The organism is Lutispora saccharofermentans (genome assembly GCF_024363565.1).
Classification (GTDB): domain Bacteria; phylum Bacillota; class Clostridia; order Lutisporales; family Lutisporaceae; genus Lutispora; species Lutispora saccharofermentans.
The window spans coordinates 52,616-66,665 of record NZ_JAJEKE010000022.1 but is presented as its reverse complement, the minus strand read 5'-3'; the positions used below and the strand labels follow the sequence as shown (position 1 = coordinate 66,665).

The following is a 14,050-nucleotide window of genomic DNA, read 5'->3' as shown; positions in this document are numbered from 1 at the left end:
AAACAAGAATGTGCAAGTTGACTCTATAATATACATCTGTTAATATATTAAAGGCTTCTGATGAGCATTCTTAAATTAACTCGTTATGTTAGCTGATAAAAGAGTATTTTGTGAAGAGGCTTAGAGTTTGTTAGGCATGTGAGTTTTGACGCAGCCCTATACAAGCTTACAAAGTCTTAGCCTTGAAGCTTTATACTTGTTATCAGCTAACACAACAGATTAAATTAACAGTAAAATACTCTGAGGATAAAGGTGAGAAGAATGAAAAATAATTATGATGTCATCATAATAGGTGCAGGTCCTGCTGGAATTTTTACTGCTTTGGAGTTGGTCAAAAATAATAAAGATCTGGATATCCTTATAATGGACAAAGGGAGAACCTTGTCTCAAAGAAAATGTCCCGCCAGAAGCATAGGCAAATGTGTAGGCTGTGATCCGTGCGGCATAACCTTTGGTTGGTCCGGAGCGGGTGCTTTCAGCGACGGCAAGCTGTCCTTGAGCCCTGAGGTAGGAGGCAATATTACGGATTATATGACGGATGATAAGGCCAAGGAATTGATAAAGTATGCTGATTCCATATATCTGAATTTTGGAGCTCAAAGCGAAGTACATGGTTTGAACAGCAAAGTAATAGATGATTTGAAATATGAATCCTCAAAGCACAATATACAGTTAATCCCTTGTCCGGTAAGGCATTTGGGCACGGAAAAAGCTTTTTATGTTCTTGAGGGCATGTATAAATATTTGGTAAAAAACCCTAAAATTATATTCTCCGAGCTGACGGATGTAATAGATATAATTGAAGAAAAGGGTAAAGCTAAAGCTGTAGTAATAAAAAGAAAAGGCAAAGAAGAGATGACAGTATATGGTGAATATATTGTGGCTGCCCCAGGAAGAGGCGGTGCCGAATGGCTTTCAGAGCAAACCAGGAGACTATCAATAAATACCAATAACAATGCTGTTGACATCGGGGTGAGGGTAGAGGTGCCCAACAGCATCATGGACCATCTTACAAAAGACTTATATGAAGCAAAGCTGGTATATTACTCAGATACCTTTGACAACAGAGTGAGAACTTTCTGCATGAACCCGGGCGGTGTTGTATCCCAGGAAAACTATGAAGGCGGCTTGTCCCTTGTAAACGGTCACAGCTATGCGGATGAAAACCTGAAGACCGATAATACAAATTTTGCGCTGTTGGTTTCAACAAGATTTACAGAACCTTTTAAGGAGCCCATCGAGTATGGGAAGTATGTAGCCAGACTGGCAAACATGCTCACCGGCGGCGGAATTTTGGTTCAGAGGCTGGGGGATCTGCTCCAGGGCAGAAGAACTGACAGGGATAGATTAAAGAAATCCACTACAATCCCCACGATGAGAAATGCGGTACCGGGAGATTTGAGCTATGTGCTGCCCCACAGGTATCTGGTTTCCATCATAGAGGCATTAAAGGCTTTTGATAATGTGGCGCCTGGCCTTTATTCAAAGAATACTTTGCTGTATGGCGTAGAATGCAAATTTTACTCCAGCAAGGTCCAGGTAAATGACAATTTTGAGACTTCCGTAAAAAATCTTTATACTATAGGAGACGGGGCAGGAATTACAAGAGGCCTTATGCAAGCTTCCGTCACCGGGATTGTTGTAGCAAGAGATATAATCAATAAAATCGGATAACAATTTTCAGAATATATAGAAATAGAGTTTTACCATTGCAAAATTTAAAAAATCCTATTATAATATCAATACGTCTCTTGTTTCGGGAGATTTGTCAAAAGGATTTGCTGCCTGAGATTGGCAATAAAAAAGAAAAAAATATTGTTGACAAATCTGCTGCCAGCATGTAGAATGTATTAATGTGAGCGATAATTCCTCGCAGATGATCCACTAGCTCAGCAGGTAGAGCACATGACTTTTAATCATGGTGTCCGGAGTTCGACTCTCCGGTGGATCACCATCAAACGGCCCGTTGGTCAAGCGGTCAAGACATCGCCCTTTCACGGCGGTAACGGGGGTTCGATTCCCCCACGGGTCACCATATTTGGGCGCATAGCTCAGCTGGGAGAGCATCTGCCTTACAAGCAGAGGGTCATAGGTTCGAGCCCTATTGTGCCCACCATTTTGATAATTATAAACGGCCCAGTAGTTCAGTTGGTTAGAATGCCAGCCTGTCACGCTGGAGGTCGACGGTTCGAGCCCGTTCTGGGTCGCCATTTTTAATTTTCATTGTAGATAAGGAATTGTAAGCGAGCAGTACAAGGAACTCAAAGCTCAAAAAGCGGAGCATATATTGATATGTGAGCATTTTTGAGACCGCAGAGTGACGAAGTAATGAGAAGCTTAGAATTACTTAGATAAGCTGGTGTAGCTCAGCAGGTAGAGCAGCTGACTTGTAATCAGCAGGTCGGGGGTTCAATTCCGTCCACCAGCTCCATTTGAAACATAAACACTGCAAATGATTGCAGTGTTTTTTTATGCGGCAGAAATCTTTTTTACCATTTTGCAGCACTTGAAAATTGACTGATATTGGATGCAAGAATATAATTAAAGCAGCGCCAAAATATTGATTAAGGAGCATGAGAAAATGAAAAGAATATTATTCGTAGTGCTAAGCTTGCTAATTATGACATCTTCATTTATGGAGGTATCTGCCTCTGCAGAAACACCTGCTAATGCTTTTATTGATACAAAAATTAATACCAATATGTATTATTTCAATGCTAAAAAAACAGTTGTCAACGATAAGGGGATAGCTGTCTCAATAAGCGAATCGGGTTCATTGGCCACCTGTGAAGATCTGGCTGTTGGCGATTGGGAAATAACTACCTTTGATAAAAATATGGAGTTCAATGATATTATTGTAGTTGATAATAAATTTATGGCTGTTGCTGCAATTGGAGCAGACTCTTTACTTTTATCATCGAGTGATGGGATAAACTGGACAGAAGAAAAAATTAAGGGCTATTACATTATGAAGATGTTTCATATAAACGATTCTTATTTCATCATTGCTATTGATCCTTGGAGACAATATGCAATATTTAAAACAAAGGATTTTCAAACCTTTGAAAGGATTGAATCCCAAAATGATATAGGGATGAATATATATCCTAAGGCAGATGAAGTGAATTTATACATTTCCGATATAGCATATTTTAAAGGAAGATATTTTCTGTGCGGAATGTATGACACAGGAGATCCCAGATCTTTTGATTCAGATTATTGCAAGGGTACAATTATATCTTCACAAGACCTGAATACATGGAAAGTTTGCACTGAATCCCCAACCATATTGCGGGATATGGTTCAAAGCAATGATACCCTTATAGCCTACGGAGGAAGCAGCTATTCAGCAAGACTTAGCGATGCCAATCAAATTAGCAGCATGGGGAGCGGCGGTATTCCGGAAACCAATATGGTATATTCAAATGATGGTGAAAAATTCAACGTTTGCAACATAAGCTTTGAAACTAATGCCGGTGCCTTTGATATAATAACTTTTACCGGAGGTAAATTCTTTGGAATAACATATAAAAAAATAGGAATATCCTCAGACGGCATTAGTTGGATTACCCGGTCTGAAGACGTAGACTGGAAGTACGGCGGTTATTATAATGGCAAGCATATAGCTGTGGGTGCTGATATACATAATAACAACAGAAAGGTTATGGCTGCAAGCGCTGGAAATTCAGTGTGGAAAATAACGGAGTCCAGTACAAATTTCTCGGAAAAGACAAGGTTAGCTATCGCTTCTTTTGCTATGGAGAGCAGTGGTTATTACATTTTAAGTGAAGACTCTACTGATATTTCTTCAGATTTGGTGAATTGGAAATCCAATCTTGGGAACGAATTAAACAGATATAAAAAAATATTGTTTGATGGGAAACGCTTTGTAGCTATCACAGAGGATTCTGTTATATCATCACCTGATGGTGCGGCGTGGCAAACCAATTATGAAATTGTAGAAGGAAAGGGCTATACTTCCCCGAAATTTAATGATATGTACTTCCTGAACGGTAAGTATTATATATACGGCATAAAGTGGGGACAGGAGGGAAACGGATGGGAATGTCATGTTTGGATCGGCGAGGACCTGACAAACTGGGAGGAATATAAGCTGCACATAGATAATTATATTGAAAACGCCAATGCAGATTTAAACAATATAAGAGTATCGGTTATAGGGGATAAAGCTGTATTGACTCACAACTCATTAGAAAAGGCTATTATTGCTGTTTCAGATGATATGTATAACTTTACGCCAATCATGACGGATTATTCCAAATGGAATCTAGGAAAACTATATTACTATAATAACCGATATGTGGCTTTTGCAACTGAGGCGGCAAAAACGGAAGATTTATCATCCAACCCGTTTTATACAGTTTCTAAAGCCTCCGGTTTTAAAGACTATATCTATATTTCCCATGATTTAAAAACCTTCAAAAAGGTGGAATTACCGAGCCAACACATAAAGGATATATACTTTTTTAAAGATTCATTCATATTGGCAGCACATGAATATCCAAAATTTAAATTGTATATAACAAAAGACTTTAAAGAATATGAAAGCTATGAAATTCCTACGGAATATTCAAGCATAAATTTAACAGGTTCCGAAGAGGGGATATATAATATTTTTTCAATTGATGATGTACTATATATAACCGGAGCCCGGGTTATGTATACCAAGAATTTCAAAGACTGGACTATCTTAGATTCATTGCCTGTTAACGGGTATATGTCTTTTGCCACAAGAGGCAGCCAGGCTGTTGTGGGTGGACATGGAATCATGATTAGAATATTACAAAACAATTCGGCACTGAAATAACCTGGCCTAAGTCCAACGCTTGTACCACACTGGCAGTGAAAAGCTCCTCCTTGCTTATGCATGATTTGCGCAAGGAGGAGCTTTTTATATATTCGAAGATAAACATAAAAAATGAGGTAATTTTAGTGTGGAATTTTGGAACAATAGAGTTATATATGCACAAAGACATGGAGGAAGGAATATGAGAAAGCCTATAGAAAGCGAGTTTATAAAGAAGACCATAGTTAAAGAAGCAGCATATGAGATGCGTATACTGGAAAAGTCAGATATCGAGGATATGGTAGAGCTTCAAAATTTAGTTGCGGATGATCTGAAAAATCCGCAGACCTTTGTGGTGGATTCCAAAGAATTTATTCTTACTCAAGTCCTGGATGATGGTATGGGAAGAGCCATAGGCGTCTTTGCAGAGGGCAGTCTGATCGCATTCAGGACCATCACATTTTCGGGCAATGATGAATATCATCTGGGGCGGGAATTAAATATACCGGAAGATGAGCTTGAGCGCGTGGTCCACCTGGAAGCAACCGTAGTACATCCCGAGTTTAGGGGGAATAGGCTTCAGGCAAAGATGATGAAGCATACATTTGATATTATTGATAAATTGGGTTATTACCATGTATGCTGCACCATACATCCATTTAATTATCCCAGCTTGAAAAATGTGATGGATTCGGGCCTTGCAATCAAGGCTCTGGATAGAAGAGAAGGCTCTTATGAAGGCAAGTGGAGATTCTTGCTGCATAGAGATATGAGGCATGATGATGCACAGCCATATAAAAACTGCATCGAAGTTGAGAATGGGAAGATTCGGCAGCAGCAAGAGCTGCTGGATGAAGGATATGTCGGATTTCTGCTGATCAGAGATAACTGTACTAAGGATGAATTCAAAATCCGTTATGGTATGCCCATATGATAATGCATGCTGATTATATGTTATAATGGAGTAAAGACTATAATCCGGAGGTTGGTATTTTGGAAAAGGTTGTTTTGGGAAATACAGGCATAGAGGTAACAAGGCTATGCTTTGGCGCTTTGCCATTGGGCCCCTTGCAGAGGAATCTTCCTGTTGAAGAAAGCAGCGAAATCATAGCTTATGCATTGGATAATGGGGTCAATTTTATTGATACGGCTCAGGCTTATCGCACCTATCCTCATATAAAAGGTGCTTTGAAGAAGATAAAATTCAGACCCGTTATTGCTACAAAATCCCCTGCAGCTTCCTATGAGGAAATGGAAAAGGCTGTATTGGAAGCCCTGGAAGGGATGGAAATAGATTATATAGATATTTTTCATCTTCATGCCGCAAGGGCTCAAGCTGATGTATTTGAGCTGCGCAAAGGCGCTTTGCAATGCCTGTTGGATTACAAGAAAAAAGGCATGATAAAAGCAGTAGGTATATCCACTCATAGCGTAAAAGTAGTTGAAGCGGCAGCAGCAAGAGAGGATATCGATGTAGTATTTCCTTTGATAAATAAAATTGGACGAGGAATATTGGAAGGAACTGTTGATGAAATGGAAAAGGCAATAGCTCTTTGCGATAAAAACGGCAAGGGAATATACCTTATGAAGGTCCTGGGCGGTGGCACAATGATAGACGATTATGACAGCAGCATGGAATATGCTATGAATTTGGGCAGAAATTATCCCATTGCTATTGGGATGATCAGCAAAGAAGAGGTTACATATAACATAAGGTATTTTAATGGAGAAAGGAATTTAGAAGGTATAATAAGTATAAGAAATAAAAAAATAGTAAGAGTATCCCAGAATATGTGTGTAGGCTGTGGTATCTGCATAGGAACATGTCACAGTGATGCCATCAGCTTTGATGATAGCACCGGCAAGGCATATATAGATCCGTCGAAATGCATACAGTGCGGTTATTGTGTGGCAGCTTGCCCGCAGTTTTCCATCCGTGTAGTGTAATCTCAGTCAGCTTTGGTGAAATTAGCCTCTTTTCAAACGAACATATGTTTGGTATAATAAAAGAAAAATGAAGGTGATAGCATGATTGAACATGTGTTGAAGGCATCACTGGAGAGAGGCAACATTATTACTATAATTTATAGCGGTAAATCAGGAATGAGTGAACGGAATATAAAGGTGTTGGAGATACAGGAGGACAAAATTAAGGCATACTGCTATCTGCGTAAGCAGGTGCGTTACTTTAAGCTTGGAAGCATATTATCAGCAGCTTATTTCAATTCAAGAAAAAAAGTGGTTTAGGAGCAGTCATGGACTGCTCTTATTTATTTATATCATCACCACCCTGCAGCCTTTGAGCATAAGAAAGGAAGCAAATATCTTCGACAAGTTATTTCCCGGGAAATAATTGACGTAAGAAGGATTTCATATACCAATGCTTAAGCTTCCTCATAAGATAATAATTTTTATCAAACATATTGACGTTTATCTATATATAGGAATATAATACATAGAGAGATATCTATGTGATGATAGCAAAATGGAAATAAGCGGGGGAATGAGGTCATGAGTTTATGAGGATAGCAGTAATTGCGGACATACATAGCAACATAATTTCTCTGGACAGGGTGCTTTTGGATATTGATGGCAAGAAGACAGACTTGATCGTATGCCTGGGGGATTTAGTTGGCTATGCCGCTCACCCGGATGAAGTTATAGATACTATCAGGGGAAAGAAGATATTGACCGTCAAGGGCAATTATGATGAAGCAGTCGGCGAAGAATTGATGGTTTGCGGTTGTGATTATACAAATCCTAAGGATATGGAAAATGCAGCGATATCTCTGAATTGGACTATAGAGAATACAAGAGAAGACAATAAAGAGTTTCTGAGGAGCCTTCCTAAAGAGATCAAGATGGCTTTTGAAGGCAGGACGATTTTATTTGTGCATGGAAGCCCAAGAAAGATCAATGAATATTTAAAAGAAAATTCCAGGGAAGCGGAAGAGGTAATGGCGGATTGTGAAGCCGATATACTTGTTTGCGGACATACACATAAGCCTTATTACAAAATGTATGGCAGCAAGATGCTGATAAACGCCGGCAGCGCAGGCAAACCCAAAACGGGCAGCCCTAAGGCCAACTATGCGGTCATCGATTTATATGGCGGTGCAGCAAAAGTTGAAATATATGAAGTGGACTACGATTATGAAAGCACTGCAAAGGCCATAGAAGAAAATAGCTTGCCTCAAGAATTTGCCGAAATCATCAGAACGGGAAAAGCATAGGAGGATATGAATGAATAAATCAAATTGCGGCGGCTGTTGCTGCGGCTCAGGCTGCTGCAGCGGAGCAGGCCAAATAAACAAAAGGCGTGTTGTTATAGATTTCTTATACTTGGATTTGAGCGTATGTGAATGGTGTCAAGGTACTGATAAAAACCTTGAAGAAGCTTTGTCGGGCATATCTAATGTATTGGGATTAGCCGATATTGAGGTGGTATTGAACAAAATCAACGTGACCAGCGAAGAACTGGCCATAAAGCACAAATTTATCAGCTCGCCTACAATTCGTGTAGATGGGAAGGATATTCAAATGGAAGTCAGAGAGAGCAGATGCGAATCATGCGGTGATCTGTGCGGAGATGACATAGAGTGCCGCGTCTGGTTATATAAGGGCCAAGAATATGCAATACCCCCAAAGGCTCTTATAATGGAAGGACTCTTGAAAGGTATATTTGGCCATGAGGATGGGGCTGATGGAGACGAAGAATATGTGCTGCCGGAAAACCTAAAAAAGTTTTATGCGGCGATGAAGGCTAAAAAGCCGTCATGCTGCCTGGAATAAGGATTTATAGAGGAGGTGAGGCATTTGAATAATTGCAAAGAATATGCTCTTTATATGAAAGCCTTGAGTGATGAGACAAGATTAAGAATCTTTCACATGCTATCTCACGGCGAACTATGTGCATGCAAGATACTTGAAGAATTCAATATAACCCAGCCTACTCTTTCCTACCATATGAAAACGCTCTGCGATAGCGGCCTGGTCGATAGCAGGCGGGACGGCATATGGATGAAATACTCAATAAACGTGAAAGCTCTGGAAGAGTTGAAGGCTTTGTTTGATGCCATAGATATTCAAATGGTCAGTCGCGAAGATTGCACTGAAGGATGTTAAGGAGATGATGGCTTGATTATACTGAAATGGCTGAATGATCAATTGCTAAAAATGGTATGGCTGCAGAATCTAGTGACATTGCTTGTTAAAAACGTTTTTGGCTTGGATGTAAACGGCAAAGCCGGCGGAAGCATTCACTTTTTTATATATGATGTCATAAAGATATTCATACTGCTATCTGTTTTGATATTTATGATTTCATATATTCAAAGCTTTTTCCCGCCGGAGAGAACGAGAAAAATACTGGGCAAGTTTAACGGGATTTCGGCCAATATGCTGGGGGCTTTACTGGGTACCGTCACACCCTTTTGCTCCTGTTCCTCCATACCTTTATTCATAGGGTTTACAAGCGCAGGATTGCCCATTGGGGTCACATTTTCATTTTTGATCTCCTCACCGCTTGTAGATCTGGCCTCAGTTCTGCTGCTGGCCGGAATATTCAACTGGAGGATAGCTATAGCTTATGTTCTGGTGGGCATCATTCTTGCGGTTATAGGGGGAACGGTGATCAGCAGGCTGAAGCTTGAGAAATATGTAGAGCCCTTTGTCTTCGGAAACAAAGTCCTCGATATGGAGCAAGGAGATTTGACTGTCCAAGACAGGCTTCAATACTCTAAAGAACAGGTTCTAAGCATAATCAAAAAAGTATGGCTTTACATTATCATAGGTGTAGGGATTGGCGCAGCCATCCACAATTGGATTCCTGAGAATATAATTTCTGCCATACTCGGAAAGGATAAATGGTACTCGGTATTGCTGGCAACTTTTGTGGGAATACCGATGTATGCTGACATTTTTGGGACTTTACCGATTGCAGAGGCTTTGGTTTTAAAGGGTGTAGGCCTGGGTACGGCCTTATCCTTCATGATGGGAGTAACTGCCTTGTCCCTGCCGTCTATGATAATGCTCAATAAGGTAGTAAAAACAAAGCTTTTAGTCACATTTATAGGTGTCGTTACAATCGGCATCATCATCATAGGCTATATTTTCAATGCATTTGGTTACTTGCTGATGTAAAGCTATATAAGCCATGGGGTAAATATACTTTAACTTGTTGTGGTAGCTGATAAAAGAGTATTTTGTGAAGAGGCTTAAAGTTTGTTAGCGAAGTATAGGAAAAGCTGCGTCAACTGTTTGAGCCTATATGCTGTTTAATCGGAAACTCTTATAACTTACTTGAATCTTAACAGTAATGACAAACGCTGCATGCGAGTTTTGACGCAGCCCTATACAAGCATACAAAGTCTTAGCCTTGAAGCTTTATACTTGTTATCAGGTACCGCAACAAATATATTTTAAGGAGAGATGAATGGTGGTAATAAAAATTTTAGGCTCCGGATGCAAGAACTGTATCAACTTGAAAGAAAACACTGAAGCAGCATTAAAGGAGATGGGCATTGAGGCGGAAATCATTAAAGTAACGGATTTTAAGGACATTATGGCTTATGGGGTTATGACAACGCCTGGGCTTGTAGTTGATGAAAAGGTCATGTCCTATGGCAAGGTCTTAAAGCCGAAGGAGATTGTGAAAATCTTAGAAAGCGCTAAATAGCTAATATGTGTTGGGAGATAGGAGCAATGATTTATGGATAAAGAAAAAGCTATAGCCGGCATTGGATTTTTTGAAAAATATCTTACGGTATGGGTTATATTATGCATGGCAGCCGGGGTTTTGATCGGGGTGTACATTCCTGCCATACCCGAACTGCTGAGCAAATTCGAATATGCTAATGTATCAATACCTGTGGCTATACTTATTTGGCTGATGATTTATCCCATGATGCTTAAGGTTGATTTTGCCAGCATAAAGCAGGTGGGGAAAAATCCTAAAGGACTTATAGTTACATGGGTTACAAACTGGCTTATCAAGCCTTTTACAATGTACGCTATTGCAGCATTTTTCTTTTATACGGTTTTCAAGGGACTTATACCATCCGAGCTTGCCAAGGATTATCTTGCAGGGGCAGTGCTGTTGGGAGCAGCGCCTTGTACAGCTATGGTGTTTGTCTGGAGTCATCTTACAAACGGCAATCCGGCATATACGCTTGTCCAGGTTGCTACCAACGACCTCATAATACTGGCCGCATTTGTGCCTATAGTGGCATTCTTGCTGGGCATAAGCGATATAGCAATACCCTGGGCTACTTTGTTCATGTCTGTTGTGCTGTTCGTTGTGATTCCCCTTACAGCAGGATGGTTCTCAAGGACAACAATAGTAAAGAACAAGGGATTGGAATATTTTGAAAAGACATTCATACCGAAGTTCAACAATGTCACAATAATAGGATTGCTTCTCACATTGATAATTATTTTCTCTTTCCAGGGGCAGACAATAGTGGATAATCCTCTGAATATTGCTTTGATAGCGGTGCCATTGATCATCCAGACCTTTTTGATTTTTTTCATAGCGTACTTCTGGTCTAAGCTTTGGAAGCTGCCTCATGATGTGGCAGCGCCTGCAGGCATGATCGGAGCATCCAACTTTTTTGAACTGGCAGTAGCAGTGGCGATTTCTTTGTTCGGCTTAAAATCGGGAGCCACCATAGCTACTGTGGTAGGGGTATTGGTTGAAGTCCCTGTGATGCTGACCTTGGTTAGAATTGCTAATAACACAAAAGACTGGTTTGATAAATCTGAATAAGGCTTAAAAGAAGATCCCTATCTGCCTTTTTCCGGCTCATAGGGATCTTCTTCATAGTCAAATTCTATCTTCTTAAAATTAGCTTTATTTGTAAAGACTTTATACTCTTTTTTGTTTCTGTTCAAATCCTTTAAGCGGTCGTATTCATCTTCTCTGTAATCAAAATCCTGGCCTAAGAGCTTGAATTTCCCGTTGCTCAATATTATTACACTTCCTTTATATTCACATCGCTGCATGCTGTCATTCTTACCTATCTCAATTTTACCATATATCTGCGAGTTTTATAAGGGAAGCAGTTATCAATATCATATTTATCCCATCATCTTTGTCGTATAATATTATATGAGAAGATTGCGAGGAATAACGGTGGGGAGTTGATAGCAATGGATAGGATCAGCGATATTGAAAAATACAGCGAATGCTACGGGCTGAACTGGGTGGGGAAAAAGGCAGCCATAGCTGAGACATATAAGCCCTCCTGCAAGATCCTTACACCTTGTCCGGAAGAAAGCAAGCATTGGGAAAATACAGGGAATATCTATATTGAGGGAGATAATCTGGAGGCTTTAAAGCTTTTGCAGGATAGCTTCAAAAACAGGATAAAGATGATATATAGATCCGCCATATAATACTGGAAAGGATTTCATATATAGTGACAATTTCTCTCATTCAAGCTGTGCTCCATGATATACCCGGGATTGAAGCTCGGCTGTGATCTGCTCTCTGAAGACGGAGTCATTTTCATAAGCATAGATGATAATGAAGCTGCTAATCTGAGGCTGATATGCGATGAAATCTTCGGAGAGGGGTTTGAAAACCCGGATGACGATACGAGAGGACCTTGGAAGGCAGATCCCTTTCAGGTAGGCGGGTGGAGACCCAAATCAGCAATATGAAATAATAAATCCCAACACAGGCGCTGCCTATAGGCTTGATAAAAAGGATGCTTCAGTTATCAACGGCAAGGGATAATGCGGATATAGCGCTGGATTTCTTCTCGGGATCGGCGACCACAGCCCACGCAGTCATGGAGCTCAATGCGGAGGACGGAGGAAACCGCAGGTTTATCATGATACAGCTGCCGGAGCTTACGGATGAAAAATCTCAAGCCTATAAGGCGGGATATAAAAATATATGCGAAATAGGCAAGGATAGGATACGAAGAGCCGGAGAAAAGATAAAGGAAGATTATAAGGATAAGGAATACATAGATAAGCTGGACGTTGGTTTCAGAGTTTATAAAACTATATAGCATAAGCTCAGCAATGTTATGTATTACTTATAAGTTATGTTTTTCAAATGGCTCTCTACAATGTCTTTATTTTCAAAGAGTGTACATCCGCCTTTATGTTCCTGGAACAATCCATGAAGACTTCGTATTTCATTTAATAAAGATGAACTCAATGCCTCTTTAAGTGTTAAGTTTTTTAAACTTACATCTGAATATGGCGCAAAGGGACATGGCTCTACTGCCCCCCTGGAATTAATGTGAATAAAGCCTCTGCCCGCTGCTAAACATCCTCCAAATTCTTTTTCATCTCCGGGGAAAGCAATGAATAAACCTTTATATCTTTTTCTTAATCTTTTAAGGCGACTGTCAAGTTCATCCCTTTGGGCTGAATTTATTACAAGATTTTTTGTCGAAGCATCAAAGGGAACATATTCGATAAAGAAAAAAGCCTTGCAGCCTCTATCGATATAGCTCCTTATATAGTCCTCATCCAGAACACTATCAAAATTATCTGATGTCGCAGTGATGGATATGCCATAAAAAATATTTCTTTTTCCCAGCAAATCTAGGCTTAAAGAAATTCTTTCAAATACGCCTTCCCCTCTTCTATCATCAGTTTGATTCTTATCTCCTTCTATACTTACAACCGGTATAATATTTCTGCATGAAGAAAAGAATCCAGCCCATTCTTCGTTGATTAACATTCCGTTTGTAAATATGGGAAAAATAATTTCGGGAAATTTCATACATTCTTTTATTACCTTATCTTTAGCGAGGGGCTCTCCCCCTGCGATCAATATAAATGAAATTCCCAGATCTCTGGCCTGAAGAAAAATACCTGACCATTCTTCCTCAGAAAGCTCAGGTGAGCAACTATGAGTTTTCAACCTGTCATAGCATCCCTTGCATTTTAAGTTACATATGCTGGTTATAGAGCTTATCATAAACGGTGGTATATGCAATCCGTTTTCTTCATATTTATTTCTAACCTTCTCTGCTTGCTTTTGTTTTAATGCAATACTAATTATCTTTTTTGCTGAAGAAAAGTCACTGAGAACTATTTTTATAAAATCTTCTACAAGCAATTCTATAGAATTGTTTAACATATTTGTTAATGTTTTGTTTGATATTTTGCTTATACTTACTTTTTCCATTGCTATCCCCCAAAAAATAAAAATAAATTCAAAGCTTTACAGTCTAATTTGTTTCTTCCATAATTATATCGTAATTTTGAAAATGATAGAAG

13 protein-coding genes, 5 tRNA genes and 1 pseudogene are annotated in these 14,050 nt (G+C 39.6%); 17 read left to right on the top strand and 2 right to left on the bottom strand.

Translation table 11 applies throughout. The features are described from left to right. Positions 1-261: 261 nt before the first annotated feature. From LJD61_RS18155 to arsB, 16 genes are all read left to right on the top strand, one after another. Complete coding sequence (locus LJD61_RS18155) at positions 262-1,674, top strand: NAD(P)/FAD-dependent oxidoreductase (protein ID WP_255228971.1); 1,413 nt, start codon at positions 262-264, stop codon at positions 1,672-1,674. A gap of 204 nt (positions 1,675-1,878) precedes the next feature. Continuing rightward, positions 1,879-1,954 (top strand) — tRNA-Lys (locus tag LJD61_RS18150). A gap of 6 nt (positions 1,955-1,960) precedes the next feature. Continuing rightward, positions 1,961-2,035 (top strand) — tRNA-Glu (locus LJD61_RS18145). A 5-nt stretch (positions 2,036-2,040) separates the two neighbouring features. After that, a tRNA-Val gene (locus LJD61_RS18140) sits at positions 2,041-2,116 on the top strand. Between the two features lie 17 nt (positions 2,117-2,133). After that, positions 2,134-2,210, top strand: a tRNA-Asp gene (locus LJD61_RS18135). 145 nt (positions 2,211-2,355) lie between these two features. Continuing rightward, positions 2,356-2,431 (top strand) — tRNA-Thr (locus LJD61_RS18130). A gap of 150 nt (positions 2,432-2,581) precedes the next feature. Next, entirely contained in the window at positions 2,582-4,828 is a 2,247-nt protein-coding gene (locus LJD61_RS18125) for a hypothetical protein (RefSeq protein ID WP_255228970.1), read from the top strand. A 181-nt stretch (positions 4,829-5,009) separates the two neighbouring features. Then, on the top strand, positions 5,010-5,741 hold the full coding sequence (locus tag LJD61_RS18120) for a GNAT family N-acetyltransferase (protein WP_255228969.1): 732 nt from the start codon (positions 5,010-5,012) through the stop codon (positions 5,739-5,741). Positions 5,742-5,800: 59 nt separating this feature from the next. Continuing rightward, the gene (locus tag LJD61_RS18115; protein ID WP_255228968.1) at positions 5,801-6,754 is read left to right on the top strand and encodes an aldo/keto reductase; all 954 of its coding nucleotides are present in this window, start codon (positions 5,801-5,803) and stop codon (positions 6,752-6,754) included. An 81-nt stretch (positions 6,755-6,835) separates the two neighbouring features. Beyond that, positions 6,836-7,054, top strand: a complete 219-nt coding sequence (locus LJD61_RS18110; RefSeq protein ID WP_255228967.1) for a hypothetical protein — start codon at positions 6,836-6,838, stop codon at positions 7,052-7,054. A 272-nt stretch (positions 7,055-7,326) separates the two neighbouring features. After that, entirely contained in the window at positions 7,327-8,040 is a 714-nt protein-coding gene (locus tag LJD61_RS18105) for a metallophosphoesterase family protein (RefSeq protein WP_255228965.1), read from the top strand. A 10-nt stretch (positions 8,041-8,050) separates the two neighbouring features. Next, positions 8,051-8,599, top strand: a complete 549-nt coding sequence (locus LJD61_RS18100; protein ID WP_255228964.1) for a DUF2703 domain-containing protein — start codon at positions 8,051-8,053, stop codon at positions 8,597-8,599. 54 nt (positions 8,600-8,653) lie between these two features. Beyond that, positions 8,654-8,932, top strand: coding sequence for an ArsR/SmtB family transcription factor (locus LJD61_RS18095; RefSeq protein ID WP_255228975.1), 279 nt, complete (start codon positions 8,654-8,656; stop codon positions 8,930-8,932). A gap of 12 nt (positions 8,933-8,944) precedes the next feature. Continuing rightward, a complete protein-coding gene (locus LJD61_RS18090; protein WP_255228962.1) occupies positions 8,945-9,949 on the top strand; it encodes a permease in 1,005 nt (334 codons plus the stop codon). Positions 9,950-10,244: 295 nt separating this feature from the next. Then, entirely contained in the window at positions 10,245-10,484 is a 240-nt protein-coding gene (locus LJD61_RS18085) for a thioredoxin family protein (RefSeq protein ID WP_255228974.1), read from the top strand. A gap of 33 nt (positions 10,485-10,517) precedes the next feature. Continuing rightward, positions 10,518-11,573 (top strand): ACR3 family arsenite efflux transporter, encoded by a 1,056-nt coding sequence (gene arsB / locus LJD61_RS18080; RefSeq protein WP_255228960.1) that lies wholly within the window; start codon positions 10,518-10,520, stop codon positions 11,571-11,573. A 17-nt stretch (positions 11,574-11,590) separates the two neighbouring features. On the opposite strand, the gene LJD61_RS18075 is transcribed toward arsB, so the two are convergent. Beyond that, entirely contained in the window at positions 11,591-11,809 is a 219-nt protein-coding gene (locus tag LJD61_RS18075) for a hypothetical protein (protein WP_255228959.1), read from the bottom strand. 252 nt (positions 11,810-12,061) lie between these two features. Here LJD61_RS18075 and LJD61_RS20840 point away from each other — a divergent pair. After that, a pseudogene (locus tag LJD61_RS20840) lies at positions 12,062-12,816 on the top strand (site-specific DNA-methyltransferase); the annotation flags it as partial. 32 nt (positions 12,817-12,848) lie between these two features. Here the strand turns inward: LJD61_RS20840 and LJD61_RS18060 are convergent. After that, a complete protein-coding gene (locus LJD61_RS18060) occupies positions 12,849-13,958 on the bottom strand; it encodes a radical SAM protein (RefSeq protein ID WP_255228957.1) in 1,110 nt (369 codons plus the stop codon). Between the last annotated feature and the right edge of the window lie 92 nt (positions 13,959-14,050).

Excerpts from the sequence above, each read along its gene's own strand:
- LJD61_RS18155 (WP_255228971.1), top strand. The coding sequence starts at position 262 with ATGAAAAATAATTATGATGTCATCATAATAGGTGCAGGTCCTGCTGGA.
- LJD61_RS18125 (WP_255228970.1), top strand. The coding sequence starts at position 2,582 with ATGAAAAGAATATTATTCGTAGTGCTAAGCTTGCTAATTATGACATCT.
- LJD61_RS18120 (WP_255228969.1), top strand. The coding sequence starts at position 5,010 with ATGAGAAAGCCTATAGAAAGCGAGTTTATAAAGAAGACCATAGTTAAA.
- LJD61_RS18110 (WP_255228967.1), top strand. The coding sequence starts at position 6,836 with ATGATTGAACATGTGTTGAAGGCATCACTGGAGAGAGGCAACATTATT.
- LJD61_RS18105 (WP_255228965.1), top strand. The coding sequence starts at position 7,327 with ATGAGGATAGCAGTAATTGCGGACATACATAGCAACATAATTTCTCTG.
- LJD61_RS18100 (WP_255228964.1), top strand. The coding sequence starts at position 8,051 with ATGAATAAATCAAATTGCGGCGGCTGTTGCTGCGGCTCAGGCTGCTGC.
- LJD61_RS18095 (WP_255228975.1), top strand. The coding sequence starts at position 8,654 with ATGAAAGCCTTGAGTGATGAGACAAGATTAAGAATCTTTCACATGCTA.
- arsB (WP_255228960.1), top strand. The coding sequence starts at position 10,518 with ATGGATAAAGAAAAAGCTATAGCCGGCATTGGATTTTTTGAAAAATAT.
- LJD61_RS18075 (WP_255228959.1), bottom strand. The coding sequence starts at position 11,809 with ATGCAGCGATGTGAATATAAAGGAAGTGTAATAATATTGAGCAACGGG.
- LJD61_RS18060 (WP_255228957.1), bottom strand. The coding sequence starts at position 13,958 with ATGGAAAAAGTAAGTATAAGCAAAATATCAAACAAAACATTAACAAAT.